This window comes from Pantoea sp. B_9 (assembly GCF_008632015.1).
GTDB lineage: Bacteria > Pseudomonadota > Gammaproteobacteria > Enterobacterales > Enterobacteriaceae > Pantoea > Pantoea dispersa.
Window position 1 is genome coordinate 1,043,867 of record NZ_VWVL01000001.1, and the last position, 26,842, is coordinate 1,070,708.

At 59.2% G+C, this 26,842-nt stretch carries 26 protein-coding genes and 3 tRNA genes; 11 read left to right on the forward strand and 18 right to left on the reverse strand.

Translation table 11 applies throughout. The annotated features are described in order from the left end of the window. Positions 1 to 77: 77 nt before the first annotated feature. The 4 genes from modC to F3I21_RS04975 all read right to left on the reverse strand — a co-directional run bounded on the left by modC (position 78) and on the right by F3I21_RS04975 (position 2,884). Positions 78 to 1,136, reverse strand: coding sequence for a molybdenum ABC transporter ATP-binding protein ModC (gene modC / locus F3I21_RS04960; protein WP_150058428.1), 1,059 nt, complete (start codon positions 1,134 to 1,136; stop codon positions 78 to 80). Then, the gene (gene modB, locus F3I21_RS04965) at positions 1,136 to 1,828 is read right to left on the reverse strand and encodes a molybdate ABC transporter permease subunit (protein WP_058757855.1); all 693 of its coding nucleotides are present in this window, start codon (positions 1,826 to 1,828) and stop codon (positions 1,136 to 1,138) included. The genes modC and modB overlap by 1 nt, the downstream gene beginning before the upstream one ends. Then, complete coding sequence (modA, locus tag F3I21_RS04970) at positions 1,825 to 2,598, reverse strand: molybdate ABC transporter substrate-binding protein (protein WP_150058429.1); 774 nt, start codon at positions 2,596 to 2,598, stop codon at positions 1,825 to 1,827. The genes modB and modA overlap by 4 nt, the downstream gene beginning before the upstream one ends. Before the next feature lie 127 nt (positions 2,599 to 2,725). Then, entirely contained in the window at positions 2,726 to 2,884 is a 159-nt protein-coding gene (locus F3I21_RS04975; RefSeq protein WP_021508511.1) for an AcrZ family multidrug efflux pump-associated protein, read from the reverse strand. A 117-nt stretch (positions 2,885 to 3,001) separates the two neighbouring features. On the opposite strand from F3I21_RS04975, the gene modE reads away from it, so the two are divergent. The 6 genes from modE (at position 3,002) to gpmA (ending at position 9,721) form a co-directional block, all read left to right on the forward strand. Continuing rightward, entirely contained in the window at positions 3,002 to 3,784 is a 783-nt protein-coding gene (gene modE, locus F3I21_RS04980) for a molybdenum-dependent transcriptional regulator (protein WP_150058430.1), read from the forward strand. Positions 3,785 to 3,860: 76 nt separating this feature from the next. Then, the gene (modF, locus tag F3I21_RS04985) at positions 3,861 to 5,333 is read left to right on the forward strand and encodes a molybdate ABC transporter ATP-binding protein ModF (protein WP_150058431.1); all 1,473 of its coding nucleotides are present in this window, start codon (positions 3,861 to 3,863) and stop codon (positions 5,331 to 5,333) included. Positions 5,334 to 5,595: 262 nt separating this feature from the next. Next, on the forward strand, positions 5,596 to 6,639 hold the full coding sequence (gene galT, locus F3I21_RS04990; RefSeq protein WP_059010746.1) for a galactose-1-phosphate uridylyltransferase: 1,044 nt from the start codon (positions 5,596 to 5,598) through the stop codon (positions 6,637 to 6,639). Then, positions 6,640 to 7,788 carry a galactokinase gene (galK, locus tag F3I21_RS04995; RefSeq protein ID WP_150058432.1) on the forward strand — a complete coding sequence of 383 codons (1,149 nt, stop codon included), beginning with the start codon at positions 6,640 to 6,642 and terminating at the stop codon, positions 7,786 to 7,788. Next, positions 7,782 to 8,816 carry a galactose-1-epimerase gene (gene galM, locus F3I21_RS05000; protein WP_132465508.1) on the forward strand — a complete coding sequence of 345 codons (1,035 nt, stop codon included), beginning with the start codon at positions 7,782 to 7,784 and terminating at the stop codon, positions 8,814 to 8,816. The genes galK and galM overlap by 7 nt, the downstream gene beginning before the upstream one ends. Before the next feature lie 152 nt (positions 8,817 to 8,968). Then, positions 8,969 to 9,721: a 2,3-diphosphoglycerate-dependent phosphoglycerate mutase gene (gene gpmA / locus F3I21_RS05005; RefSeq protein ID WP_010616013.1), complete on the forward strand. Its 753-nt coding sequence runs from the start codon at positions 8,969 to 8,971 to the stop codon at positions 9,719 to 9,721. A 63-nt stretch (positions 9,722 to 9,784) separates the two neighbouring features. On the opposite strand, the gene aroG is transcribed toward gpmA, so the two are convergent. Then, positions 9,785 to 10,837 carry a 3-deoxy-7-phosphoheptulonate synthase AroG gene (gene aroG, locus F3I21_RS05010; protein WP_021508517.1) on the reverse strand — a complete coding sequence of 351 codons (1,053 nt, stop codon included), beginning with the start codon at positions 10,835 to 10,837 and terminating at the stop codon, positions 9,785 to 9,787. 294 nt (positions 10,838 to 11,131) lie between these two features. Between aroG and F3I21_RS05015 the strand changes: the two genes are divergently transcribed. From F3I21_RS05015 to zitB, 4 genes are all read left to right on the forward strand, one after another. After that, a complete protein-coding gene (locus tag F3I21_RS05015; protein ID WP_370515615.1) occupies positions 11,132 to 11,491 on the forward strand; it encodes a YbgS-like family protein in 360 nt (119 codons plus the stop codon). Positions 11,492 to 11,594: 103 nt separating this feature from the next. After that, the gene (locus F3I21_RS05020) at positions 11,595 to 12,179 is read left to right on the forward strand and encodes a response regulator transcription factor (protein ID WP_021508519.1); all 585 of its coding nucleotides are present in this window, start codon (positions 11,595 to 11,597) and stop codon (positions 12,177 to 12,179) included. Continuing rightward, a complete protein-coding gene (locus tag F3I21_RS05025; protein ID WP_150058433.1) occupies positions 12,161 to 15,241 on the forward strand; it encodes an ATP-binding protein in 3,081 nt (1,026 codons plus the stop codon). The genes F3I21_RS05020 and F3I21_RS05025 overlap by 19 nt, the downstream gene beginning before the upstream one ends. Beyond that, on the forward strand, positions 15,216 to 16,172 hold the full coding sequence (gene zitB / locus F3I21_RS05030; protein WP_150058434.1) for a CDF family zinc transporter ZitB: 957 nt from the start codon (positions 15,216 to 15,218) through the stop codon (positions 16,170 to 16,172). Before F3I21_RS05025 ends, zitB begins: the two co-directional genes overlap by 26 nt. Here zitB and pnuC read toward each other — a convergent pair. The 3 genes from pnuC to F3I21_RS05045 form a co-directional block, all read right to left on the reverse strand. Then, a complete protein-coding gene (gene pnuC / locus F3I21_RS05035; RefSeq protein WP_021508522.1) occupies positions 16,169 to 16,888 on the reverse strand; it encodes a nicotinamide riboside transporter PnuC in 720 nt (239 codons plus the stop codon). The genes zitB and pnuC overlap by 4 nt on opposite strands. A 25-nt stretch (positions 16,889 to 16,913) precedes the next feature. Beyond that, on the reverse strand, positions 16,914 to 17,975 hold the full coding sequence (nadA, locus tag F3I21_RS05040; protein WP_150058435.1) for a quinolinate synthase NadA: 1,062 nt from the start codon (positions 17,973 to 17,975) through the stop codon (positions 16,914 to 16,916). Between the two features lie 126 nt (positions 17,976 to 18,101). Then, a complete protein-coding gene (locus F3I21_RS05045) occupies positions 18,102 to 18,617 on the reverse strand; it encodes a methylated-DNA--[protein]-cysteine S-methyltransferase (protein ID WP_150058436.1) in 516 nt (171 codons plus the stop codon). 158 nt (positions 18,618 to 18,775) lie between these two features. On the opposite strand from F3I21_RS05045, the gene F3I21_RS05050 reads away from it, so the two are divergent. Next, complete coding sequence (locus F3I21_RS05050; protein ID WP_150058570.1) at positions 18,776 to 20,236, forward strand: AlkA N-terminal domain-containing protein; 1,461 nt, start codon at positions 18,776 to 18,778, stop codon at positions 20,234 to 20,236. Positions 20,237 to 20,653: 417 nt separating this feature from the next. Here F3I21_RS05050 and F3I21_RS05055 read toward each other — a convergent pair. The 10 genes from F3I21_RS05055 to ybgC form a co-directional block, all read right to left on the reverse strand. Beyond that, positions 20,654 to 20,729, reverse strand: a tRNA-Lys gene (locus F3I21_RS05055). Between the two features lie 32 nt (positions 20,730 to 20,761). Beyond that, a tRNA-Lys gene (locus F3I21_RS05060) sits at positions 20,762 to 20,837 on the reverse strand. 50 nt (positions 20,838 to 20,887) lie between these two features. Then, positions 20,888 to 20,963 (reverse strand) — tRNA-Lys (locus F3I21_RS05065). A gap of 166 nt (positions 20,964 to 21,129) precedes the next feature. Next, positions 21,130 to 21,921, reverse strand: a complete 792-nt coding sequence (gene cpoB, locus F3I21_RS05070; protein ID WP_058757869.1) for a cell division protein CpoB — start codon at positions 21,919 to 21,921, stop codon at positions 21,130 to 21,132. Positions 21,922 to 21,930: 9 nt separating this feature from the next. Continuing rightward, the gene (gene pal, locus F3I21_RS05075) at positions 21,931 to 22,449 is read right to left on the reverse strand and encodes a peptidoglycan-associated lipoprotein Pal (protein ID WP_021508527.1); all 519 of its coding nucleotides are present in this window, start codon (positions 22,447 to 22,449) and stop codon (positions 21,931 to 21,933) included. A 64-nt stretch (positions 22,450 to 22,513) separates the two neighbouring features. After that, positions 22,514 to 23,809, reverse strand: a complete 1,296-nt coding sequence (gene tolB, locus F3I21_RS05080; RefSeq protein WP_021508528.1) for a Tol-Pal system beta propeller repeat protein TolB — start codon at positions 23,807 to 23,809, stop codon at positions 22,514 to 22,516. 116 nt (positions 23,810 to 23,925) lie between these two features. Then, complete coding sequence (tolA, locus tag F3I21_RS05085) at positions 23,926 to 25,185, reverse strand: cell envelope integrity protein TolA (RefSeq protein ID WP_021508529.1); 1,260 nt, start codon at positions 25,183 to 25,185, stop codon at positions 23,926 to 23,928. Positions 25,186 to 25,210: 25 nt separating this feature from the next. Beyond that, entirely contained in the window at positions 25,211 to 25,639 is a 429-nt protein-coding gene (tolR, locus tag F3I21_RS05090; RefSeq protein WP_021508530.1) for a colicin uptake protein TolR, read from the reverse strand. A gap of 13 nt (positions 25,640 to 25,652) precedes the next feature. Further along, complete coding sequence (gene tolQ, locus F3I21_RS05095) at positions 25,653 to 26,339, reverse strand: Tol-Pal system protein TolQ (RefSeq protein ID WP_010616001.1); 687 nt, start codon at positions 26,337 to 26,339, stop codon at positions 25,653 to 25,655. Further along, positions 26,336 to 26,758 carry a tol-pal system-associated acyl-CoA thioesterase gene (gene ybgC, locus F3I21_RS05100; RefSeq protein WP_168714917.1) on the reverse strand — a complete coding sequence of 141 codons (423 nt, stop codon included), beginning with the start codon at positions 26,756 to 26,758 and terminating at the stop codon, positions 26,336 to 26,338. Before ybgC ends, tolQ begins: the two co-directional genes overlap by 4 nt. Positions 26,759 to 26,842 lie beyond the last annotated feature (84 nt).

Consider the following 26,842-nt stretch of genomic DNA (forward strand, 5'->3'; position numbering starts at 1 on the left):
TCAGGTTGGCCGGAAAAAAGCGCGAAAAAACGCGCTGATCCGCAGACCGGACGTACCGCGCTGTCGTCCGGTTTGTGTTACGCGGTAATCGACACGCTCTTGATTTGCGCATACAGCCACTGATCGGGCCGGATATTCAGTTCGTCGCGCGCCCACGGTGAAATGCGCGCCCACAGCTCGCTGACGCCGATGCGCAGTTTCACTTCGACCTGGTCGTCCAGCTCCAGCAGCTCCACCACCTGCGCCGGTAAGATATTGCGGATCGAGGTATTTTGCGGCGGCTGCAGCGCCAGCGACACGTCCGCCGAGGCGATACGGATGCGCAGTACGCTTTTCACCGGCTGATTCACCCGGCTGACCCAGATGTGCTGATCGCCAAGCGACAGCGCGGTCATCGGGTAATCCGGATGCTGCTCCAGCACCTGCACGCGCAGCACGCTGCTGCGCTCGGCCGCCGGCAGCCAGGGCCGCATCGCGCTGCTGCCCCACACTTTTTCCAGCGTGCCGAAGGCTTTGACGTTACCGTTATCCAGCACCAGCACCTGATTCGCCAGCTGGACAATCTCCTCCAGGCTGTGGCTCACGTACAGCAGCGGAATCTCCACCTGCTTCGCCAGCTTCTGCAAATAGGGCATCAGCTCGCGCTTGCGTGGCAGATCGAGCGACGCCAGCGGTTCGTCCATCAGCAGGATATCCGGCGCGCTCAGCAGCGCCCGGCCCATCGCCACGCGCTGCTTTTCCCCCCCCGACAGCGAGGCCGGATAGCGATCCAGCAGCGCATCCAGTCCCAGCAGCGTCACCAGCGCCCCGAACTGCGCCTTCATTTTAGGCGCCATGCCATACTGCAGATTGCCGCGCACGCGATAATGGGGAAACAGGCGCGCATCCTGAAACACGTAGCCGATGCGGCGTTTTTCCGGCGGCAGATTGATGCCGCTGTCGCGGTCAAACAACAGACGATCGTTAAGCGCAATCTGGCCGCTCTGCGGCTGCGTCAGACCGCTGATGGCATTGATTAATGAGGTTTTTCCTGCACCGGACACGCCAAAGATCGCGGTGATGCCGCTGGCCGGAATCTCCACATCGACGTTGAGCTGATGCTCACCGAGCTGTTGCGCAATGTTGATTTTCAGCATCAGGCCGCTCCCAGCCGCTTGCGGCCCCAGCGCGCCAGCAGCTCCGAGGCCACCAGCGACAGCAGCGCCAGCGCAATCGCCACCGCGCACAGCCGCGCCGCGGTGCCTTCCGCGCCGGGCGTTTCAATCAGGGTAAACATGGCTGACGGGATGGTGCGGGTTTCGCCGGGAATGTTGGAGACAAAGGTAATGGTGGCACCAAACTCACCGAGCGAGCGGGCAAACGCCAGCACGGTGCCCACGATGATGCCCGGAAAAGTCAGCGGCAGCGTGATGGTGAAAAACACCCGCCAGCGGCCCGCGCCTAAGGTCCGCGCCGCCTGCTCCAGCCGGCTGTCTACCGCTTCCAGCGCCAGACGAATGGCGCGCACCATCAGCGGAAACGCCATCACCGCCGAGGCCAGCACCGCACCGCGCCAGCTGAAGGCGAAGGTCACGCCGAACCAGTCGTACAGCCAGTTGCCAATCAGGCCGCGCCGGCCCAGCGTCAGCAGCAACAAATAGCCCACCACCACCGGCGGCAGCACCAGCGGCAGGTGAATCAGGCTATCGAGCAGGGTTTTGCCGGGAAAGCGACAGCGCGCCAGAATCCAGGCCATCAGGATGCCAAACGGCAGGCTGCACAGCACCGCCACGCAGGAAACTTTCAGGCTGAGAAACACGGCCTGCCATTCGGGATCGCTCAGTATCATCTCTTCGGCGTAAATCCATACTGTTTAAACACGGCAGCGGCATCCGGCCCCTGCAGATAGTCATAGAAGGCCTGCACCGCTGCGTTCTGGTGATCGCTGACCACCGCCATCGGGTACTCTACGGGTTTGTGACTCGCTTCAGGGAAGCGTCCGACTACCTGCACCTTATCACTGGCTACCGCGTCGGAACCGTACACGATGCCATATGGCGTTTCGCGTCGCTCCACCAGCGCCAGCGCGGCACGCACGTTGTTAGCCGGTGCGAGCCGTGAAGCCAGCGTGTCCCACGCGCCCAGCTTTTGCAGCGCTTCTTTGGCATAAATGCCTGCCGGCACGTGATCCGGATCGCCCACCGCCAAACGCTCGCCCTTAAGCAGGTTCTGCCATTGGGTCTGCGCATTGATGGTCACCGGCTGCGCGTTAGCGCTTTTTGCCGCCACCAGCACCAGATCGTTGCCCAGCAGCGTGTGACGCGTACTGCCGATCACGCTGTTTTTCGCCACCGCATCGTCCATCCACTGCTGATCGGCAGAGATAAACAGATCCGCCGGGGCGCCCTGCTCGATTTGCCGCGCCAGCGTCGACGAGGAAGCGAACGAGGATACCACTTCAACGCCGCTTTTTTGCTGATATTGCGTGGCAATCTGCTGCATCGCGTTGGTCAGCGAGGCCGCTGCGAACACAGTAATTTTCTCCGCCGCCAGCGCCTGACCCGACAGCGACACGGTGACCACGGCTGCCGCCGCCCAGTGATAAAGCGTATTTTGCATAGAGAGCTCCAGGTTACGTTATATAGTTGATAATACAACGCGAGCCTGAAAGCTGTCATGAGCTTTATATCGGCAAAAACGGTGGGAAGTTAAGGGCAAAACGCCCGCAGCGTGCGGGCGTTAAAAATCAGTGGTGTGAGCTATTGGCGGGACGGTCGTCGCGGCGGCCAAATTTAGAGATGACGTTAAAGACTTCACCCAGGCCGTAAATCAGACCCAGCATAATCGCCATCACGATGGGCACCATGATGATGGCGACCGCCAGGCTTTTTAACAGTTCCAGCATGGAAACCTCGCGCAAAGAGTAAAAAAGTGATTGTAACGGCTGGAGAAAAAAAGGCACTGCCCTTTTCGTGCTTTTACTTTAGGCCTTACAATTGGCGCATTCACCTAAGGAGCTGACATGCAGGCAGAACTCTCTCTTCACATTCGTCTTCAGCAGAAACTGTTTGCCGATCCGCGCCGTATCGAGCTGCTCAGGCGCGTGCAGGAAACCGGCTCCATCAGCCAGGGCGCCAGACTGGCGGGCATCAGCTATAAAAGCGCCTGGGACGCCATCAATGAGATGAATCAGCTGGCGGATCAGACGCTGGTCGAACGCGCGACCGGCGGCAAAGGCGGCGGCGGTGCCAGGCTGACGCGCTACGGCGAGCGATTGATCCAGCTGTTTCAGCTGATGGAGCAGATCCAGCAAAAAGCCTTTGACGTGCTGCAAAACGACAGCCTGCCGCTCGACAGCCTGCTGGCGGCGATCGCCCGCTTTTCCCTGCAAACCAGCGCGCGCAACCAGCTGTTTGGCACGGTGCAGGCGCGCGATCGTCAGCAGGTGCAACAGCACGTTGAGGTACTGCTGAACGACGGCGTGACGCGCCTGCAGGTGGCTCTGACCGAACGCAGCGCGGAGCGGCTGCAGCTCGACTGCGGTAAAGAGGTGCTGGTGCTGATCAAAGCGCCGTGGATCCGCCTGACGCCTGACGCTGCCGAGGGCGATAATCAGCTGCCGGGCGTTGTCCACACCATCGAACCCGGCGAAACGCAGAGTGAAGTGCTGATTGCGCTGGCGGGCGGTGAAATGCTGTGCGCCACCATTCCCAGCCAGGCGCTTCGCCAGCATAATCTGCAGCCCGGCAGCGCCGTGACCGCCTGTTTTAATGCAGAACACGCCATCATCGCCACACTGCTCTGATCTGGCCGCCATGATTTGACTTCATTTCGCTGGCTCGCTACAACTGAGCGACTTGATGCAGAAAACGGAACAAATCATGGCCTCATTGCAAATTTCGCAAGGCATATTTCACCTGAGCGATAGCCGTACCCTGACCCTGCCGGACTTAACCCTGCACAGCGGCGAAAGCTGGGCCTTTGTCGGTGCCAACGGCAGCGGTAAATCTTCGCTGGCGCGCGCGCTGTCCGGCGAGCTGACGGCGGCAAAGGGCGAGCTGCGGCAGGATTTTCAGCGCCGCACCCGTCTGTCGCTGGAGCAGCTGCAACAGCTGGTGACGCAGGAGTGGGAGCGCAACAACACCGATCTGCTGAGTGAAGGCGAAGATGACACCGGCCGCACCGCGCTGGAGATCATTCAGGATGAAGTAAAGGATGAGGCGCGGGCGCAGGCGCTGGCCCAGCAGTTTGGCATCAGCGCTTTACTGACTCGCCGCTTCAAATACCTTTCCACCGGCGAAACGCGCAAAACGCTGCTGTGTCAGGCGCTGATGGCGCAGCCGGATTTGCTGATCCTCGACGAACCTTTTGATGGTCTGGATGTGGCATCGCGCGCCAGCCTTGCCGATACGCTGCATCAGCTGCATCGCGACGGCTACACCGTGGTGCTGGTGCTGAACCGCTTTGACGATATCCCGGATTTTGTCCAGCAGGTCGGCGTGCTGGCGGAGTGCACGCTGACGCACGTGGGCGCGCGCCAGGCGATTCTCGCCGAAGCGCTGGTGGCGCAGCTGGCGCACAGCGAACGCCTGCAGGGCATGGCGCTGCCGGAGCCGGACCAGCCGGATCAGCTGCCGCAGCTGGCGGCAGATGCGCCGCGCGTTATCCTGCGCAACGGCGTGGTGTCGTATAACGATCACGCGGTGATCGACGGCCTGAACTGGCAGGTCAATCCCGGCGAGCACTGGCAGATTATCGGCCCCAACGGCGCGGGTAAATCGACCCTGCTCAGCCTGGTCACCGGCGATCATCCGCAGGGCTACAGCAATGATTTAACGTTGTTTGGTATTCGGCGCGGCAGCGGTGAAACCATCTGGGACATCAAGCAGCATATCGGTTACGTCAGCAGCAGCCTGCATCTGGATTACCGCGTCAGCTGTAATGTGCGTACGGTGATCCTCTCGGGCTTTTTTGATTCGATCGGTCTTTATCAGGCGGTATCGGATCGGCAGAAAGCGCTGGCGCGCCAGTGGCTGGCGCTGCTTGGCATGGACAATGCGCTGGCCGATGCGCCGTTTCATAGCCTGTCGTGGGGCCAGCAGCGGCTGGTGCTGATTGCGCGCGCGCTGGTGAAGCACCCGACGCTGTTAATTCTGGATGAGCCGCTGCAGGGGCTCGATCCCATTAACCGCCAGCTGGTGCGCCGCTTTGTTGATGTGCTGATCGGCGAAGGCCGTACCCAGCTGATGTTTGTGTCCCACCACGCCGAGGACGCGCCGCAGTGCATCTCCCACCGCCTGAGTTTTGTAAAACAGGGGGCGGGCTATGCTTATCAGCAGGAGGCGTTGCGTTAGTTTTCATTGATGAGCGGGTCGCCATCCATGGCGGCCCGGCAGTAACAGTACGCACCTGACAGATTTCTTCCCCTAAAAATGTAACCGCTACCACTAGCCTGCCGTATTATTCGGTAAATGCTGCGCATAAACCCACAAAATGAGAATCGTCACCTTGTGTAAACGATACCATTTATCCAGACTGGATCACGCTTTCAGCGCCACCGTTATGCTACGTTGAAGGCAGTGATTTTCTTCTGTTTGCCGATTACCAGGACTTGTTATGCAAAAATTTAACCCGGTCGATCATCCGCATCGCCGCTATAACCCGTTGATCGATCAATGGGTGCTGGTGTCACCGCATCGCGCCAAACGTCCGTGGCAGGGTGCGCAGGAGACGCCGGCGCTGGAGCAACTGCCCGCACACGATCCGGACTGCTTCCTGTGCGCCGGTAATACCCGGATCACCGGCGACAAAAATCCCGATTACAAAAGCACTTACGTGTTCACCAATGACTTTGCCGCGCTGATGACCGATACGCCGGACGCGCCGCAGAGCGATGATGTGCTGATGCGCTGTGAAGGCGCGCGCGGTACCAGTCGGGTGATCTGCTTCTCGCCGGATCACAGCAAAACCCTGCCCGAACTGCCGCTGCACAACTTGCAGGATATCGTGCGCACCTGGCAGGAGCAGACCGCTGAACTCGGTCAGCACTATCCGTGGGTGCAGGTGTTCGAAAACAAAGGCGCAGCCATGGGCTGCTCGAATCCGCATCCGCACGGTCAGGTTTGGGCCAACAGTTTTCTGCCGAATGAAGCGCAAAAAGAGGATGACAACCAGCGCCGCTACTTTGCTGATAAAGGTACGCCGCTGCTGGTGGATTACGTAACGCGTGAACTGCAGGACGGCAGCCGTACCGTGGTCGAAACCGATCACTGGCTGGCGGTAGTGCCGTGGTGGGCGGCCTGGCCGTTTGAAACCCTGCTGCTGCCTAAAACGCACGTGAAACGCATTACCGATCTTAACGAGGCGCAGCGCACCGATCTGGCGCTGGCGCTCAAGCAGCTCACCAGCCGTTACGACAATCTGTTCCAGTGCTCGTTCCCCTATTCGATGGGCTGGCACGGCGCACCGTTCAACGGCGAAGCCAACGATCACTGGCAGCTGCACGCGCACTTCTATCCCCCGCTGCTGCGCTCCGCCACGGTACGAAAATTTATGGTTGGCTACGAGATGCTGGCCGAGACCCAACGTGATTTAACGGCGGAACAGGCAGCAGAACGTCTGCGCTCTGTCAGCGCTATCCATTTCCGCGAGGAACAATAAATGTCTTTAAAATCGATCACTCAACAGGTTTTCGCTGACACCTTCGGCTACGCGCCGAGCCACAGCATTCAGGCACCGGGTCGGGTGAACCTGATCGGCGAGCATACCGATTACAACGACGGCTTCGTGCTGCCCTGCGCCATTGACTATCAGACCGTGATTGCCTGCGCCCGCCGCGACGATCGCCAGGTGCGCGTGGTGGCGGTGGATTACGACAATCAGCAGGATAGCTTCTCGCTGGATGCGCCGATTGAGCCGCTCAGCGAACCGATGTGGGCCAATTACGTGCGCGGCGTGGTGAAACATCTGCAGCAGCGCGACGCCAGCTTTTGCGGCGTGGATATGGTAATCAGCGGCAACGTGCCACAGGGTGCCGGTCTCAGCTCGTCCGCCTCGCTGGAAGTGGCGGTGGGCACCGTGTTCCAGCAGCTCTATCAGCTGAAGCTCGACGGCGCAGCGATTGCCGTTAACGGGCAGGAAGCGGAGAACCAGTTTGTTGGCTGCAACTGCGGCATCATGGATCAGCTGATATCCGCACTCGGCCAGCAGGATCACGCCATGCTGCTGGACTGCCGCACGCTGGGCACGCGCGCCGTATCCATGCCGGAGGATGTCGCGGTGGTGATCATCAACTCGAACTTCCGCCGTAATCTGGTGGGCAGCGAATACAATACCCGCCGCGAGCAGTGCGAAACCGGTGCGCGCTTCTTTAACAAAAAGGCGCTGCGCGACGTGACGCTGGAGGAGTTTGCGGCGGCAGAACAGCAGCTCGATCCGCTGGTGGCCAAACGCGTGCGTCACGTGATCACCGAAAATGCCCGGACGCTGGAAGCGGCGGACGCGCTGAGCAGCGGCGATCTGCAACGCATGGGTGAGCTGATGGCCGCCTCGCACGCCTCAATGCGCGACGATTTTGAGATCACCGTACCGCCCATCGACCAGCTGGTGGAGATCGTCAAAGCGGAGATCGGCCCGCGCGGCGGCGTGCGTATGACCGGCGGCGGCTTCGGTGGCTGTATTGTCGCCCTGATGCCAACCGATCTGGTCGATCAGGTGAAAGCGGCGGTGGCGCAGCAGTACGAAGCGCAGACCGGCATCAAAGAGACCTTTTACGTGTGTAAAGCCTCAGCAGGAGCCGGCCAATGGTAAGCGACGTCAACTCTCATGCGCCGGACGGCCAGCCGTGGCGCATCACCGTGCTGCGCAACCGCAACGGCATGGTCGCCACCTTTATGGACTGGGGCGCCACCTGGCTGTCGGCGCGCGTGCCGATGCAGGACGGCAGCGTGCGCGAAGCGCTGCTCGGCTGCGCCACGCCGTCCGACTATCTGCATCAGGATGCTTATCTCGGTGCCACCATCGGGCGTTACGCGAACCGCATCGCCTTCGCTGAGCTGAAGCCGCTTAACCGGCTGCTGGCGGCCAATCAGGGTCCGCACCAGCTGCATGGCGGGCCGCAGGGTTTCGACAAGCGCCGCTGGCAGATCCTCAGCCAGAGCGACAGCGAAGTGCACTATCGTATTGATTCGCCGGACGGCGACCAGGGCTATCCCGGCAATCTGATTGCCGATGTGATTTATCAGCTCGATGACGATAACTGCCTGTCGATTCGCTATGAAGCGCAGACCGATCAGGCCTGTCCGGTCAACCTGACCAACCATGCTTACTTCAACCTTGATGCGCATCATGGCGACGCGCGCCAGCATCGCTTACAACTGCAGGCCGATCGTTATCTGCCGGTGGACAGCGCAGGCATTCCCAATGCGCCGCTGAAAGCGGTGGACGGCACCAGCTTTGATTTCCGCCAGCCGAAACGCGTGGCGGATGAGTTCCTGGCCGACGACGATCAGCGCGCGGTGAAAGGTTACGATCACGCGTTTCTGCTCACCACCGCCGGTGACAGCAGCCAGCCTGCTGCGCAGCTGTGGTCAGCGGACGACAAACTTAGCGTGAGCGTGTTCACCGCCGCGCCGGCGCTGCAGTTCTACTCCGGCAACTATCTGGAGGGAACGCGCGCCCGTGAACAGGGCAGCTATACTGCTTTCCAGGGCATCGCTCTGGAGAGTGAGTTTTTACCGGATTCGCCCAACCATAGCGAGTGGCCGCAGCCTGATTGCTGGCTGCAGCCCGGCGACACATGGCACTCCGTGACGCGTTATCGCTTCACCCCGCACTAAGCGCCGGTTGAAAAACGCGCACTGCGGTGCCGACAGGCTTACGCCGTGCGCTGTTTTCCGCTATGGTATGGCGCTATCAGTGTGCCGCTGAAATCAGCGGCCGCAGCCGGTTTCTATCATCATCGAAACATTAAGCATTAAGGAGTAAAGCTATGGCCGTAACTAAGCTGGTTCTGGTGCGCCACGGCGAAAGCCAGTGGAATCAGGAAAACCGCTTCACCGGATGGTACGACGTGGATCTGTCCGACAAGGGTCGCACCGAAGCCAAAGCAGCCGGTCAGCTGCTGAAAAAAGAAGGTTTCGTGTTTGATTTTGCCTACACCTCAGTGCTGAAGCGTGCCATCCACACTCTGTGGAACGTGCTGGATGAGCTGGATCAGGCCTGGCTGCCGGTCGAGAAAACCTGGCGTCTGAACGAGCGCCACTACGGTGCGCTGCAGGGTCTGGACAAAGCGGAAACCGCCGCTAAATATGGCGACGATCAGGTGAAACAGTGGCGCCGCGGCTTTGCCGTTACGCCGCCAGAGCTGGATCGTAACGACGAGCGTTTCCCGGGCCACGACCCGCGCTACAAATCCCTGACCGACGCGCAGCTGCCAACCACCGAAAGCCTGGCACTGACCATCGATCGCGTGATCCCATTCTGGAACGAGAGCATTCTGCCGCGCATCAAGAGCGGTGAGAAAGTGATCGTTGCCGCGCACGGTAACTCACTGCGCGCGCTGGTGAAATACCTCGATAACATGAGCGAAGATGAGATCCTCGAACTGAACATCCCAACCGGCGTACCGCTGGTGTATGAGTTCGACGAGAACTTCAAGCCAATCAAACATTACTATCTGGGTGATGCCGACGAGATCGCAGCGAAAGCCGCCGCCGTTGCTAACCAGGGTAAAGCGAAGTAAGTTCACGCTGAAACGCAAAAGGCCAGACGCGAGTCTGGCCTTTTTTTATGCCGTGCGCTGCCGTTAGCCGCGACGGGTTTTGATCGCCTGCGCCAGCTGACGCAGCGCTTTTTCCGTGTCGTCCCAGCCAATACAGGCGTCGGTGACGCTCTGGCCGTACACCAGCGGTTTACCGCTGTCGAGGCTCTGGTTGCCTTCTACCAGGTGGCTCTCAATCATCACGCCGGTAATCGCCTGCTCACCGCCGGCGATCTGCTGTGCCACGTCTGCGGCCACCACCATCTGACGCTGGAACTGCTTGCTGCTGTTGGCGTGGCTGAAGTCGATCATCACCTGTGGGCGCAGGCCCGCTTTTTCCAGCCCGGTTTTCACCGCCGCAACGTGTTCCGCACTGTAGTTCGGCTCTTTGCCGCCGCGCAGAATGATGTGGCAATCTTCATTACCGCTGGTTTCGACAATCGCCGAATGACCATATTTGGTGACCGACAGGAAGCAGTGCGGCGCGCTGGCAGCACCGATGGCATCGATCGCCACTTTAATGGTGCCGTCAGTGCCATTTTTGAAGCCGACCGGACAGGAGAGCCCGGAGGAGAGCTCGCGGTGCACCTGCGATTCGGTAGTACGCGCACCAATCGCGCCCCAGCTCATCAAATCCGCCATGTATTGCGGCGTGATCATGTCGAGGAACTCACCGGCAGCCGGCAGTCCGGTGTCGTTGATATCCACCAGCAGCTTACGCGCCAGGCGCAGGCCGTCGTTAATCTGGAAGCTACCGTCCATGTAAGGATCGTTGATCAGCCCTTTCCAGCCCACCGTGGTACGCGGTTTTTCAAAGTACACGCGCATCACCACTTCCAGCTCACCCTTCAGCTCCTCGCGCAACGTCAGCAGGCGAGCGGCATACTCTTTGGCTGCCTGCGTATCGTGGATGGAGCATGGCCCAATCACAACCAGCAGGCGGTCATCTTCACCGTGCAGAATGCGGTGAATGGCCTGGCGGGCCTGGGCAACGGTTTGAGCAGCGTTATCGGTGGCGGGGAATTTTTCCAGCAGCGCAACAGGGGGCAGTAACTCTTTGATCTCTCTGATGCGTAAATCGTCGTTCTGGTAATCCATACTTATTCCATTCAAATTTCTGGCCCTGCGTACGCCGGGCGCAACCCGTCCAATGTATCCCTTCAGGCACCAGGTGTAAATTATGTCCTGTGCGCCAATGGCTCGCTCAGATTTGCATTTATTCGTTTATGAACTAAGCTTTTTAAACGTAAGCACTGAGGAATGAGGTGCTTTCGCTATTTATATTCATGCCGAACACTCATGACGGAATTAAATTCCGTCGCGGCACGCTTTTTTCGTCAAACAGCACCAGCGGGTGTCACGCGGCAACTATCCATTTATTACAGGAGCATAATGATGAATAAGTTTGCATTGATTTTTCTGACGGCAGCGATGACTTTGGGCAGCGGCGCAGCACTGGCTGCGGATAACAACAACGGCCAGGCGAATGCGTCAGCAGAAGCCGGCGCAGCCGCAGGCGGCGCGAAAGAGAATCTGCCGCCAAATAATGTCGACAATAGCAACATTAATAATGGCAGCATGAACACCAACGGTGCCGCGACTTCCGGTACCAGCTCCGGCAATATGTCGACCAGCCAGGAACACAAAAATACCATGTGTAAAGATGGTCGCTGCCCGGATATGAACAAGAAAGTTGAAACCAAGGAAGGCGGTGGTCACGTTAAACACAAAACTGACGGCACCACGCAGTAATCCTCGCGGAGCGTGATGCAGGGCGAGCTTCGGCTCGCCCTGTTGTTTTTCCCCTGCCCTATTTCCGCTATGCTAACGCTATGAAATTCACAGGAACTGTTTCATGGCCGCGCTGCTGCTTATCGATGATCACCCTTTAGTTGAAGTCGCGCTGGAAGCGGCCTGCCTCAACGCCCCTATTCCATTACAGCTTTACGCCGCCGGTGACGAAGCCCAGGCGCGCCAGCTGCTGCAACAGCATCATATTGACCTGATTGTGCTGGATATCGGCCTGCCGGATAGCGATGGTCTGGAGCTGTTGCGCCGTCTGCGCGCGCGCCATCCGCAGTGTCCGGTGCTGATCTACTCGGCCCAGCAGAGCCGCCACACGCTGCTCAGCGCCGCCTCGCTCGGGGCGGCCGGCTATGTGGTGAAGAGTCAAAGCATGGCGCAGTTGCTGAGCGCGATTCTGGCGGTGCTGGGCGGCCAGCAGGCGTTTCCGCCGCTGCCGGAGCGCATTGCGCTACCGCTCACCGAGAAAGAGCAGCAGATTGTGGCGCTGCTGGTGCGCGGGCTGTCGAATATTCAGATTGGCGAACAGCTGCACATCAGCAACAAAACCGTCAGTACCCACAAGAAAAACATCCTCGAGAAGACCGGCGTGCAGTCGGTGGTCGAGCTGGCAGAACTGTGGAAAGCGCAGCAGTGAAACGCTGGCTGCTGCTGTTCGCGCTGTTTTTCAGTCTGCTGGCGCGCGCCGGATTGCAGCCCGCCAGCAGCGTAATGCTGCCCGCCATGATGCCCGCACCGCACGCCGAGCCGTGGCCGGGATCGGTGCTGCGCGTGGCGGTGCCGGCGCAAAACAGCGCGCCCTGGGCGATGCGCATCGGCGATCGCATCTGGGGCATTGATGCCGACTATCTCAGCGCCCTCAGCCAGCTGAGCGGCAGCACATTCAGCCTGCACGGTTACCCTGACTTTGCCGCCCAGCTGGCGGCGCTGCAGCGTGGCGACGTGGATATGGTGCTGAGCACCCGCCAGCGCGATCTGCCCACCGACGTACTGACCAGCGAGAGCTGGTTCACCAGTCCGATGCGCATCTACCGCAATCGTGACAATCAGCGCGCGGTGATGTTCAACAGTGATAACGCTCAGCTGACCATCGCCGCCGACACGCTGGCGCAGCTGCCGCAAACCTTTGCACATCGCCACCGCTGGCAGACGCTGCCCGGCAATTTACAGGCGCTGTATGCGCTGCTGAACCAGCAGAGTGACTATCTGGTGGCCGATGAAGCCAGCGCCGGTTTCCTGCTCAGCCAGCTGCAGCAGGGACAGATTTATCAAATCACTGCCGATCCCGGTGCCGGCGAGCTGTCGCTGCGCGCACTGACGCGCGATCCGGCGCTGATTGCCTGGCTCAACCGCCAGCTGCGTTTGCTGCCAGCGGAGTTCAGCAACCGCGTGCAGCAGCGCTGGAGTCCGCCGCTGCTGCGCTATCAGGATACACAGACCCTGATGCTGACGGGCGAAGAGAAACAGTGGCTGGCGCAGCAGGATGCCATCCCTTATGCCGCCGAGAGCGATAACTCGCCGTGGAGCTATCGCGATGCCAGCGGCAACGCGCGCGGCTTCGGGATTGACCTGCTTAACGCGCTGAGCCAGAGCACCGGTCTGCGTTTCACGCCGCGCTGGGTCAATAATCCGCAGCAGGCCGCCAGTCTGTTGCAGCAGCAGCAGGTGATGCTCAACCTGTTACAGCCGCTGTACGGGGACGATGCTAACCGCACCGCGCTGCCGGTGTGGCGCGCCATCTGGGGCATTTACACGCTGTCCGACAGGCAGCCGATGGACTGGTCCGCGCTGCACGCTCAGCGCGTCGGCGTGCTGCGTGGCGATCTGGCGCAGCGTCTGCTTCCGGCTGAGATCGCGCCCCAGCTGTTCGACGATCGCGCCCAGCTGTGGCAGGCCCTCAACACTGGCCAGATTGATGCAGTGGTGGATAACGTGCTGTCGGCGCGCTGGCGCATGGCCAGCCATGAGGGCAACCGCGTGCATCTCGCGTTTGTGGCCAGCGATATCGCCTGGCCGCTGGCGCCGCAGGTGAGCGCACAGCAGCCGCAGCTGAGCGCCCTGCTCGACCATGCGCTGCAGCAGATTCCGGCGGATACGCTGAACCAGATGCGCGTCAGCTGGTCGCAGCCGCCGCAGCCCGGCACCACCATGACGATGCGCAATGTGCCGCTGCTGATTTTGATTGCGGCCGCCGTGATCATCCTGTTGTTGCTGGTATTGCTGCTGCGCCGTTATCTGCAGCAGCGGCGTGAGCGGTTACAGCGCGAGCAGGCGGAGCGCGCCAATGCCGCTAAAAGCCAGTTTCTCGCCACCGCCAGCCACGAGCTGCGCACGCCGATGCAGGCGATTCTGGGTCTGCTGGAGCTGGAACAGCAGCAGCATCCGAGCGCGCGGCTCGATCTGATGCACAGCAGCGCACGGTCGCTGATGACGCTGCTGAACGACCTGCAGGATCATGCGCGCATCGAGAATCACAGCTTCCGCCTGACGCCGCGCCCGCTCGATCTCACGCTATGGCTACAGCAGCAACAGCAGTTTTACCACCCGCTGATGCGTGATGGCGGGCCACAGCTGCACGTGGCGGCGCTGACCCCGCTGCCGGCCAGCGTGATGCTCGACAGCGATCGCCTGCAGCAGGTGGTGAACAATCTGGTGGCCAATGCGCTGAAATTTACCCGCCACGGCGAAATCCGCCTGACGCTGGCGGTCACCGGGGATATCGCGCTGACGGTGAGCGACAGCGGCAGCGGCATTCCGCTCAGCGAGCAGGCGCAGCTGTTTGAACCGTGGTATCAGGCGCCGTCGGGCAAGCGCCATGCGGTGCAGGGCAGCGGCCTCGGGCTGTTTATCTGTCGCGAAATTGTACAGCGCATGGGCGGCACGCTGTCGCTGGAGTCCGCGCCGCAGCAGGGCACCACGGTGAGCGTGCGCCTGCCGCTGGAACCCTGTGCGGCGACAGCGGCGGATGACGCCACGCACTGGCCGCACTATCCACAGCTGCGCGTAGCGATTGTCGACGATCACCCGACCAATCTGCTGGTGATGCAGCAGCAGCTGGCGAGCTTTGGCATTACTGCGGCGGTGTTTGAGGATGGCCGCGAACTGCTGCGGGCCGATGCGCAGCAGCCGTTTGATGTGCTGTTTATCGACCAGATGATGCCACGCCCCGACGGCCTGACGCTGCTGCGCATCCTGCGCCGTCGTCAGCGCCAGCGCGAACAGCCTGCGCTGCGCATACTGTGCTCCGCCGACGTACAGCTGCTGAAACTGCCGCTGCAGGCGGACGAAGCGCAGCTGGTCAAGCCGGTGACTCTGCGGGATATTGCACCGCTGCTGGCGCAGGCGGTGCGCGATCCGTTGCAGGTGCTGCCGGACAGCCTGCAGATTCTGGCGCAGCACAATCCGGCTTTCATCCCGCGTATTTGCCACACCCTGCAGCGTACGCTGCAGCAGGATCGTGATGCGCTGCTACAGGCCAGCGCGGCCGCAGACTGGCCCCAGCTGGCGCGCGCGGCGCACCGCCTGAAAGGCAGCTGGCTGATGCTCGGCATAGACGACGTGGCCGCCCGCTGCCAGCAGCTGGCTGACGCGGCAAAACAGCATCAGCCTGACCGTGATAATCTCAATTTACTGATATCATTAACGAACAGGCTACTTAACCAACTGGAACGTTATGGCACACACTCATTCTCACAGTGAGCACGGCGGCAACCGCACGCGTCTCGCCGCCGCGTTTGGCATCACCGCGCTGTTTATGGTTGCCGAGGTCATCGGCGGGCTGGTGTCCGGCTCGCTGGCGCTGCTGGCCGATGCCGGACATATGCTCACCGACGCCGCCGCGCTGCTGATGGCGCTGCTGGCCGTGCAGTTCGCCCGGCGTAAACCGAACGCGCGTCACACCTTTGGCTTACTGCGCCTCACCACGCTGGCAGCGTTTGTGAACGCGATCGCGCTGCTGGTGATTACCGTTCTGATCGTCTGGGAAGCACTGCGCCGTTTTTACCAGCCCGAGCCGATTGAAGGCGGCCTGATGCTCGGCATCGCCATTGCCGGCCTGCTGGCGAATCTGCTGTCATTCTGGCTGTTGCATCGCGGCAGCGAAGAGAAGAATCTCAACGTGCGTGCCGCCGCGCTGCACGTGCTGGGCGACCTGCTGGGTTCGGTGGGTGCAATCGTGGCGGCGGTGATCATCATGCTGACCGGCTGGACGCCGATCGATCCGATTCTGTCGCTGCTGGTGGCGTTGCTGGTGGTGCGCAGCGGCTGGGCGCTGCTGCGCGAGAGCCTGCACGAGCTGCTGGAAGGCGCACCGACGCATATCGACGTGGATAAGCTGGCGCGGGCGCTGACGCGTCAGATTGATGAAGTGCGCAATGTGCATCATGTGCATGTGTGGCAGGTGGGCGAAAAGCCGGTACTGACGCTGCACGTACAGGTGATTCCGCCGTACGATCACGACGGCCTGCTGCGACGCATTCATCAGTATCTGCACCAGCATTATCAGATTGCCCATGCTACGGTGCAGATGGAGTATCAGCCCTGCGTCGGCCCGGACTGCGAGTTATGCGAAGAGAGCGGCACGCAGCACGAGCACGCAGCGCTGGAAGGCCACGCGCATCACCACCACTAATGGGACAGCGCGCGCGAACCCTGTTCCCGTGCGCTCTGCATCCACAGGCGCGTGCCGTTCAGCGCGATCAGCGTCAGGATGGCGTACTCCAGCGCCATGGCATACACGCCCTGACGCGCAAAGATCATCACGCTGATAACGTTGATCACCACCCACAGCAGCCAGTTCTCGACGTATTTGCGCGTCATCAGGATCATCGCCACAATTGACAGCACCATCATGCAGGAATCCCAGAACGGGAAGGCATCCGGCTGCAGCTGCGGCATTACCACGTTAAGACCGAGCGACTGCATCAGGCCCACCGCGGTGCGCGTGAGGAAAGCGAATACCGGGTCGATATAGCGCGTCATCAGCGCAATGGCGATCACGCAGGCGGCGCCCCAGCCGATGGCTTTCGGCAGCGGCAGCCAGCGGATTTTCAGCGCCGCTTCATGGCTGCTGGTCTGCCGGCTCCACGCGTACCAGCCGTACACATTGGCAACAAAGAAGAACAGCTGCAGCAGCAGGCTGGCATACAGCTGAATCTGAAAGAAAATCACCGCAAACAGCGTGACGTTAATCAGACCAAACAGGTAGTTGATAATTTTTTCCTGGCTGGCGAGCCAGATACACAGCAGGCCGGCCAGCGTACCGATCGCCTCAATCCATGACAGATCGTAGCCGCCGACGCCAATCGGAATATGAACCAGAATATTGTGTGTGCTAAAGAAGTCCATCATCTGCACCTGTATGAAAACCGCCTCAGGCGTTCCCTTTCAGCGTAAGTTTGAGTTGTGCTGCAAAGTCTAGCATGCGGTTGAGCGGCAGCAACGCTGCCTTGCGCAGTGCCGCATCGACGTGAATTTCATGCTGAGCGCCGCCGTGTGCCAGCCCTTCAGCGATAGCCTGCAGGCCATTCATCGCCATCCACGGGCAGTGCGCGCAGCTGCGGCAGGTCGCCCCTTCGCCTGCGGTAGGGGCTTCCAGTAACTCTTTATCCGGTACCGCCTGCTGCATTTTGTAAAAAATACCGCGGTCGGTCGCCACAATCATCTGCGGATGCGGCAGCGTTTTGGCGGCCTGAATCAACTGGCTGGTGGAACCGACCGCATCGGCCAGTTCGACAATCGCCTGCGGTGACTCCGGGTGCACCAGCACCGCCGCGTCAGGATAGAGCGCTTTCATGCGCTGCAGCGCCTGGGTTTTGAACTCATCATGCACGATGCAGGCGCCCTGCCAGCACAGCACATCAGCGCCGGTTTGCTGCGTGACGTAACGGCCCAGATGGCGGTCCGGTGCCCAGATAATTTTCTCACCGCGACTGTCGAGATATTCAATCAGCTCAACCGCAATGCTGGACGTCACTACCCAATCGGCGCGTGCTTTTACCGCTGCCGACGTGTTGGCATACACCACTACAGTCCGATCCGGATGCGCATCGCAGAAGCGGTTAAATTCGTCAATCGGGCAACCGAGGTCAAGCGAGCACTCCGCCTGCAGCGTGGGCATCAGCACGGTTTTTTCCGGGCTAAGGATTTTGGCGGTTTCGCCCATGAAACGCACGCCGGCCACCAGCAGCGTTTGCGCCGGATGCTGGCTGCCAAAGCGCGCCATCTCAAGGGAATCCGCCACGCAGCCGCCGGTCTCTTCGGCCAGCGCCTGAATTTCCGGATCGGTGTAGTAGTGCGCCACCATCACCGCATCGCGTGCTTTGAGCAGACGTTTAATTTCTTCGATGTAACCGGCTTTTTCCTGCGGGCTGAGGCGCGCCGGTTTCGGCGGGAAGGGATAAATGGCGCTTTCAGCATCAAACATTGCACTCATGACACGGCTCTCGTTTTATCGATTTAACAAAATCGCCCATCAGGACGATGATGCGGCATTAAATCCGCCATCGTGTTTTATATGCTAAACACAATAGCGGATTACACCGAGCCTGTCGTGTGATTTTTATGCGGGAAGTACCAGCTGCGCGCCGGCCTGCGCCTGTTGTGGGCTTTCCAGCTCAAGCAGAAACGCTTTTACCGCCAGGCCGCCAGCGAAGCCGGTGAGCTTACCGTTGCTGCCGATAACCCGATGACAGGGTGCCATGATCGACAACGGATTTTTACCGTTGGCAGCCCCGACGGCACGTACCGCTTTCGGGTTGCCGATCTGCTCCGCGATTTGCAGATAGCTGCGGGTTTCACCAAACGGAATGGTGAGCAGCGCCTGCCAGACCTTTTTCTGAAACGCAGTGCCAACGGTGTCGTACGGCATGTCAAACTGCTGGCGCTCGCCAGCAAAGTACTGGCGCAGCTGGCGCTCAGCCTCACAGAGAATCGGATGCTGGTCGTTACGCGCGATCGGTTTCAGCGGCACGCGCTGCGCCCCTTCGTTTTCCCATAAAATGGCTGACAGACCGCGATCCGTGGCAACGAGAGTCAGTTCTCCGACGGGCGTGGTAATGATTTTAGCGTGATACATGTTGCACCTCCGGCGTGGGCTATGCGGTTGATTATCGCACTTTTGCGCGGCGAAACTGGCTGTTTTCGGCCATGAGCATAAACTGGTTAGCTGTCCGAAAGCAGCCAGTTTTCCATCCGCACCTGCGCGACGATGGTGTTTATTTGCCGGAGACGATGATGTTTGATCCTGAAATTGCCTATCAGGCGCTGACGGCGCGCGACAGCCGTTTCGACGGGGTGTTTTTTGTCGGCGTGACCTCCACCGGTATTTACTGCCGTCCGATCTGTCCGGTGAAAGCGCCGATGCAGAAGAACTGCCTGTTTTTCACCAGTGCCGAAGCAGCTGAAAAGGCGCACTTTCGCCCCTGCCTGCGCTGCCGTCCCGAGCTGGCACCTGGTTCGGCACCGGTCGATAGCCATCATCGCATCGCCGACCGGCTGATTCGCCGTATCGAAGAAGGCTTACTGGAAGAACAGGAGACACTGGCTGAGATCGCCAGCGAGTTTGACCTGAGTGAACGCCAGCTAAGACGGGTGATTCAGCAGGAGCTGGGCGTGTCGCCGCTTGAATTGCGGCAAACCCGGCGCATGCTGCTGGCGAAGCAGCTACTGACTGAAACCGCATTGCCGGTGACCGAAATTGCCTATGCCAGCGGTTTTCGCAGTCTGCGCCGTTTTAACGACGTGTTCCAGGCGCGCTATCGCATGACGCCATCGCGTCTGCGTAAGCAGATTCAGACGGAAGCCCTGAATGGTGAGCAGGAGAGCGCCGAACTGCGCCTCAGCTACCGGCCTCCTTATGACTGGGACGCCATCCTCGATTTCCTGCAACAGCGCGTGATGAAGCAAGTCGAGTGGGTCAGCGAGGGCGTTTATCATCGTACTGTGGCGCTCGGTCAGTGTCGTGGCTGGGTGCGCATTAGCCATTTGCCGGAGAAGCAGGCGCTGAAGGTCCAATTTACCACCACGCTGACGCCGGTGCTGCCTGCCCTGCTGCGCCGCTTGCGCGATCTGTTTGATCTGGATGCCCAGCCAAAGCGCATCAGCGAGCAGCTCAGCCAGGATCCGCTATTAGCTGCGAGTCTGGCACGCTATCCGGGTTTGCGCGTTCCTGGTGCGTTTGACGGCTTCGAGCTGGCGGTCCGCGCCATCCTCGGCCAGCAGGTGACGGTGAAAGCCGCGACGACGCTGAGCAGTCGCGTGGCGGAGCGTTTTGGCGCCCCCCTCACCACACCGTGGCCTGCGCTCTCCCGCTTACCGCCAGAGGCCGAATCACTGGCCACTGCCCCCCTGGATGATATTGCCAGCCTCGGCATTGTGAGCGCCCGCGCGCAGGCGATCAAGGCACTGGCCGAGGCCTGCGCCTCAGGAGCGCTGCGCTTCAATGGCGCGGTAAATCCGGACGTGGTGCAGCAGCAGTTGCTGGCGCTTAAGGGTGTCGGGCCATGGACAGCGAGTTATATCGCCATGCGCGCCCTGCGCTGGCCGGATGCCTTCCCGAAAGAGGACATTGCGATCCGCAATAATCTCGGCGGCGTGAGCGCAAAGGTCGCAGAGCAGATGTCGCAGGTGTGGCGTCCGTGGCGCAGTTACGCGGTGCTGCATATCTGGAAGAGCCTGACGCCGGAAAAGCGGTAGTGAGATTTGGCATGATGTCGTTGCCAGAATAACTGTAATAGTGCCTTTCAGCCAAAGGGTACGGGGCGGTTGCGTAAAGTCGCCGTGAATACATCCCTGTAGGCTCTGCCGGCGCATCCATGCGCCGGAAGCTTTACTCCACCGCTCCGTACCCTTCGGCTTCATGTTAACTCTCTGCGCCTTGCTGAAAGCGCTGCAAAACTACAGCAGCTGAAATGCCTGACAGCCAGAAAAGGCGGGTGCGGAGGAGCGAAGCGTCCGAGCCATGGATGGCGAGGCCGATCCACAGGGATGTGAGATTCCTTTGCGATCCGCCCCGCCTTATCTGGTCGGTGCAAAATCTCAAAGCAACCCATCTAACACTGTAAAAAACGTAAAAAAGCAAAAAGGCGCCTTTAGGGCGCCTTTCTACATAACTGGTGGGTCGTGCAGGATTCGAACCTGCGACCAATTGATTAAAAGTCAACTGCTCTACCAACTGAGCTAACGACCCGCTCGGGAAGTGGCTTACAACTTTCGACTTGATGGTGGGTCGTGCAGGATTCGAACCTGCGACCAATTGATTAAAAGTCAACTGCTCTACCAACTGAGCTAACGACCCATCAAGGTTGTGAAGCAAACTGAAGTGACATCAAAACTGAATAGTTGAGATGGTGGGTCGTGCAGGATTCGAACCTGCGACCAATTGATTAAAAGTCAACTGCTCTACCAACTGAGCTAACGACCCATCTTCAGTGCTGCCGATACTTGTTAAGATATGTCCCGGCAACGGCGGCATATATTACTGATTTAACGGGAGGGCGCAACCCTTATTTTCCGCTAAATGTCTCAACTGCTTACCTTTCATGCGGCAAGACCAGAAATCAGACGAAATCCGGTCTTAACTGCAGCAATTACATTGCAGCGAGCCGTTTTTGTGCCTGCTTAGCAGACTCAGAGTTAGGGAACTGTTTGATCACCTGCTGGTAGACCGCTTTCGCTTTCGCTGTATCGTTCTTCTCCTGCATGATCACCCCAACCTTAAACAGCGCTTCCGCCGCTTTTGGCGATTTCGGGTAGTTTTTAACTACAGTGGCAAAATAGTAGGCCGCATCATCCTTTTTGCCTTTGTTGTAAAACAACTGACCCAGCCAGTAATTGGCATTCGGCTGATAGGTGGAGTCCGGATACTTCTTCACCCACGCCTGCAGCGCAGTAATCGCCTGGTCGTACTGTTTCTTCTCAAGAATCAGCGCGACGGCAGCATTGTAATCGGTGTTGGCATCGCCGGTTTGTGCGGGTGCAGCGGCAGCCGTATTGCTGCTCCCCGCATCAGCGTTTCCCGCTGCGGCACCGGCTGCTGCATCGGCACCACCGCTGGCCTGCGCACCATTACTGCTGCTCAGACTGTCGATCTGCTGATAAAGCTGCTTCTGCCGCTCAATCACCTGATTAAGCTGATAACTGTTCTGCTGGATCTGCCCGCGCAGCGAATCGATATCGCTTTGGTTATCACTCATCTGCTGCTGCAACTGCTGCAGAAGCTGAGCCTGGGCATTGGAGATACGTTCAAGAGTGGTGACACGGTCTTCGACCGAGCCTGAGCCAACGCTACTGATTGACGCCTGGGCATTAGCGGCCCAGGGGGCCGCTACGCCAACCAGTAACGACAGACTCAACAGATGAAGTCTGAAGTTACTAATCATGTGATTCTCTTAGTAAACCAGTACGGCACGACGGTTTTTAGCGTAAGCCGCTTCGTCGTGGCCCAGTACAGCAGGTTTCTCTTTACCGTAAGATACGATAGACATCTGGTCAGCAGACACGCCTTTACCCTGCAGGTACATTTTAACGGCGTTAGCACGACGCTCGCCCAGGGCGATGTTGTACTCTGGGGTGCCGCGCTCATCCGCGTGACCTTCGATGGTCACTTTGTAAGATGGGTTGCTGCGCAGGAAAGCAGCGTGCTGATCCAGCATCTGAGCGTATTCAGACTGCACGTCATACTTGTCCAGACCGAAGTAAACGATGTTGTTCTGCTGCAGCTGCTGCATCTGCAGACGCGCCTGCTCGTCAGAAGACATGTTGCCGTTCTGGCCAGCGCCAGCGCCGTATGCACCGTCAGCACCCATACCGGTCTGATCGTTGTTGTTGTTTTTGTGAGAGCTACATGCAGCTACCGCGATAACCGGCAGAGCCAGCATCAAACCCTTCAGCACTTTGTTCAGTTGCATTTCTTTATCCTATTATTTTGTTTGCCATACATTTTACTCCCCCGCCATGCGAGGGAGCGATGCATCACAGATACGGCGACCAGGCAGGGAATTTGACCTGTCCATCAGTTGCCGGAAGACGCGCTTTGAAACGCCCATCGGTTGAAACCAACTGCAACACGGAACCCATCCCCTGAGTAGAGCTATAGATTACCATCGTGCCGTTAGGAGCCAGACTTGGCGTCTCATCCAGGAACGTGTCCGTTATTGTCTGAACGGCTCCCGTTTCCAGATCCTGTTTGGCGACGTGCTGCGCGCCACCGGCGCTGCTGATCATCACCATCGTTTTACCGTCAGATGACACATCCGCATCCTGGTTCTGAGCCCCTTCCCAGGTAATGCGCTGTGGCGTTCCGCCGTTAACGTTAACTTTGTAAATCTGTGGCGCACCGGCCTGATCCGAAGTGTAAGCCAGCGTCTGGCTGTCCGGGAACCAGGTAGGTTCGGTGCTGTTGTAGCGGCCATCGGTCACCTGACGCGTCTGACCGGAGGCCAGATCCATCACGTACAGGTTCAGGCTACCGGTTTTCGACAGGGCGAAGGCCAGCTTAGAGCCGTCCGGCGAGAAGGCCGGCGCACCGTTGTGACGCGGATAAGAAGCTACCTGACGGATAGCGCCGTTGGCCAGCGTCTGCACCACCAGCGCCGATTTACCGCTTTCAAAGGTCACGTAAGCCACTTTGCTACCGTCCGGCGACCAGGCCGGTGACATCAGCGGCTGTGGCGAACGGTGTACCACAAACTGGTTGTAACCATCGTAGTCAGACACGCGCAGCTCGTACGGGAACTGACCGCCGTTGGTCTGCACCACATAGGCGATACGGGTACGGAACGCGCCTTTGATACCGGTCAGCTTCTCAAACACTTCATCGCTGGCGGTATGCGCGGCATAGCGCAGCCACTGTTTGGTGACTTTGTAGGAGTTCTGCGCCAGCACGGTACCCGGTGCGCCACCGGTATCCACCAGCTGATAAGCCACCTGGTAGCTGCCATCGGCGTTCGGCGTAACCTGCCCGACGACCACGGCATCAATACCCAGTGCGCTCCACGCGGCAGGCTGAACTTCCTGTGCGCTGGTCGGCTGCTGTGGCAGACGAGAGCGATCCAGCGGGTTGAATTTACCGCTGTTACGTAAGTCTGCTGCGACGATGCCACCAATATCTTCGGGTGCAGCGCCCGGACCGGCCCACTGGAACGGCACCACACCAATTGGGCGCGCGGTATTCACGCCCTGCGTAATTTCAATGCGTACTTCCGCGTGCAGCATCGCTGCCCACAGCAGTACAAAAAAACCTAAGGTTACACGAAGTGCCTGCTTCATCTTATCTCCCTTATCTGAACCTGAGTTCATGATAATTCGCACAGTTCCTGAAAAAACACGAGTACTCATAGAGTACGGCAAGCTAACCTTAGTTCAACCTGCCGTACGTTACTGCATTATTCTGGTTTGAAACGCATCGGTGCGTTCTTAAACACTTCATATACGGCCTGCGAAGGCGGCTTCGGAATGCGTGCCTGCTTCGCTGCGGTAATCGCCGCCTGACACAGGGCCGGATCGCCGCCTTCAGCTTTCACGTCAATCAGCAAACCATCCGGTGCCAGTTTAATCCGCAGATCGCAGCTTTTACCGCGATACAGATCGGCATCATAGAAACGGCTCTGAATCGCACTGGTGATCTGACCCAGATACGCATTCACCTCAGCACCTGAGGCACCGGCCTTCTTCTGATTGCCCTGACCTGCCGCCGCGCCACCACCGGAAGCGGCGCCGCTTTTCGGCGCATTCTTACCGGAAGAGAGACCGCCTAACAGATCATCCACATCGCTCTCGTTCTTCGCCGCTTCGGCAGCCGCTTTCTTCTTCGCATCGGCGGCCGCTTTAGCTTTCGCCGCCGCATCCGCTTTGGCTTTGGCTGCTGCCTCAGCTTTCGCTTTGGCTTCGGCGGCCGCTTTCTCTTTCGCGGCTTCCGCAGCTTTCTCTTTGGCTTCCTGTGCAGCTTTGGCTTTCGCATCTGCCGCGGCCTGAGCTTTGGCTTCTGCCTCCGCTTTGGCTTTGGCTTCAGCTGCGGCTTTCGCCTGCTGCGCGGCTTTCTCTTTCGCCGCTTCGGCAGCGGCGGCTTTGGCCTGCTCTTCCGCTTTCTTCTTCGCGTCGGCTGCGGCCTGCTTCGCCTGCTCTTCCGCTTTGGCTTTCGCGTCCGCTGCGGCCTTCGCCTGAGCATCGGCCTGCGCTTTGGCATCAGCTTTGGCTTTCGCCGCGGCCGCTTCTGCGGCTTTCTGCTGCTCCTGCGCCTGCTTCGCTGCTGCTTCGGCCGCCTTCTGCTGCTCTGCCTGCTGCTTCGCCTGCTCTTTGGCTTCCTGCTGCGCCTGCAGACGCTCTTTTTCCAGCTCTTTCAGCCGCTGCTGTTCAGCGGCCTGCTTCTGCTGCAACTCTTCCGCCTGCTGCTGTGCCTGCTTCTGGCGCTGCTGCTCGGCGCGCTGACTGTCACTCTGCTGATTCTGCTGACGGTTATACTGCTCAACCACCGCGCCAGGATCGACCATCACCGCGTCGATATCACTGCCACCACCGCCGCCGCTGGCTTCGATATGTTCGTTAAACGAGCTCCAAATCAGCAGGGCGATCAGCACGATGTGCAGAATCACCGAAATGATTATCGCGCGTTTTAACTTCTCGTTCTGCTCGGTTGCCTTCGACACTCTCGGTTCCCAAAAACGGTTCGCGTTAAATCGGCTGCGTCATCAAACCGACGGATTTCACGCCAGCCTGATGCAACAGGTTCAGCGCCTTGATGATTTCGTCGTAAGGCACATCTTTCGCCCCACCAATCAGGAAGACCGTCTTCGGATTGGCTTCAATACGGCGCTGCGCTTCGCTCACCACCTGCTCCGGCGGCAGCTGCGTCATACGATCGTGATCCACCACCAGGCTGTACTGCCCTACCCCGGCCACTTCCACGATCACCGGCGGATTATCGTCGCTGGAAACGGTTTTCGAATCGGTTGCGTCCGGCAGGTCCACTTCCACGCTCTGCGTAATAATCGGCGCGGTTGCCATAAAGATGAGCAGCAACACCAGCAGCACGTCCAGCAGCGGAACAATGTTGATTTCCGACTTAAGGTCGCGACGCCCGCGACCACGGGTTCTGGCCATCGTTAACCTCGACTTACTTGCTGTTGTCGGTAGAGAAAGCCTGACGATGCAGGATGGCCGTGAACTCTTCCATAAAGTTGTCGTAGCCCTGCTCCAGCTTGTTCACGCGCTGGTTCAGACGGTTATACGCCATAACGGCAGGAATGGCCGCGAACAGACCGATTGCGGTGGCGATTAGCGCTTCGGCGATACCGGGCGCAACCATTTGCAGCGTGGCCTGTTTCACCGCACCCAGTGCGATAAAGGCATGCATGATCCCCCACACCGTACCAAACAGACCGATATACGGGCTGATGGAACCGACGGTGCCAAGGAATGGGATATGATTTTCCAGCGCTTCCAGTTCACGGTTCATCGAGATGCGCATGGCGCGACCGGCCCCTTCGACCACCGCTTCCGGCGCATGGCTGTTAGCGCGGTGCAGGCGGGCAAACTCTTTGAAGCCAGAATAGAAAATCTGTTCAGACCCGCTCAGCTCGTCACGGCGCGCCTGGCTCTCCTGATAGAGACGCGACAGCTCGATACCGGACCAGAACTTGTCCTCGAACGCCTCGGCCTCACGCCCCGCCGCGTTAAGAATGCGGGTGCGCTGAATGATGATTGCCCAGGAGGCAATAGAAAAGCCGATCAAAATCAACATGATAAGTTTGACCAGAAGGCTTGCCTTCAGGAACAAATCAAGAACGTTCATGTCAGTCACTGCTTGAACTCCGCGACAATAGACTTGGGAAGCGCAATCGGCTTCATTAGATGTGGGTTGATGCAGGCAATCAGGACGTCTGCTTCATTGAGCACTTTGCCTTCAGCATTCACGATACGCTGCGAGAACGTCATGGTTGCGCGCGTCATTGCTGTCACTTCGCTCTGGATCTCCAGAAGGTCGTCGAGACGTGCCGCGGCAATAAAGTCCACCGTCATGCGCCGTACCACAAAAGCCACCTGCTCTTCCAACAGGGCCTGTTGATTGAAATGGTGCTGGCGCAACATCTCGGTACGTGCTCGTTCATAAAAAGCAAGATAGCTGGCGTGGTAAACCACACCACCGGCGTCAGTGTCTTCGTAATAGACCCGAACCGGCCAGCGAAACAGCGTTGTACTCACTCTACATCCCGGTCTCATTTTAAACGTTGCTACTATACGCAAGTGAGATCGGCTTGGGAATGGTCCGCCAGAGCCAGGAGAAAATAATTATCAGACGTTAAC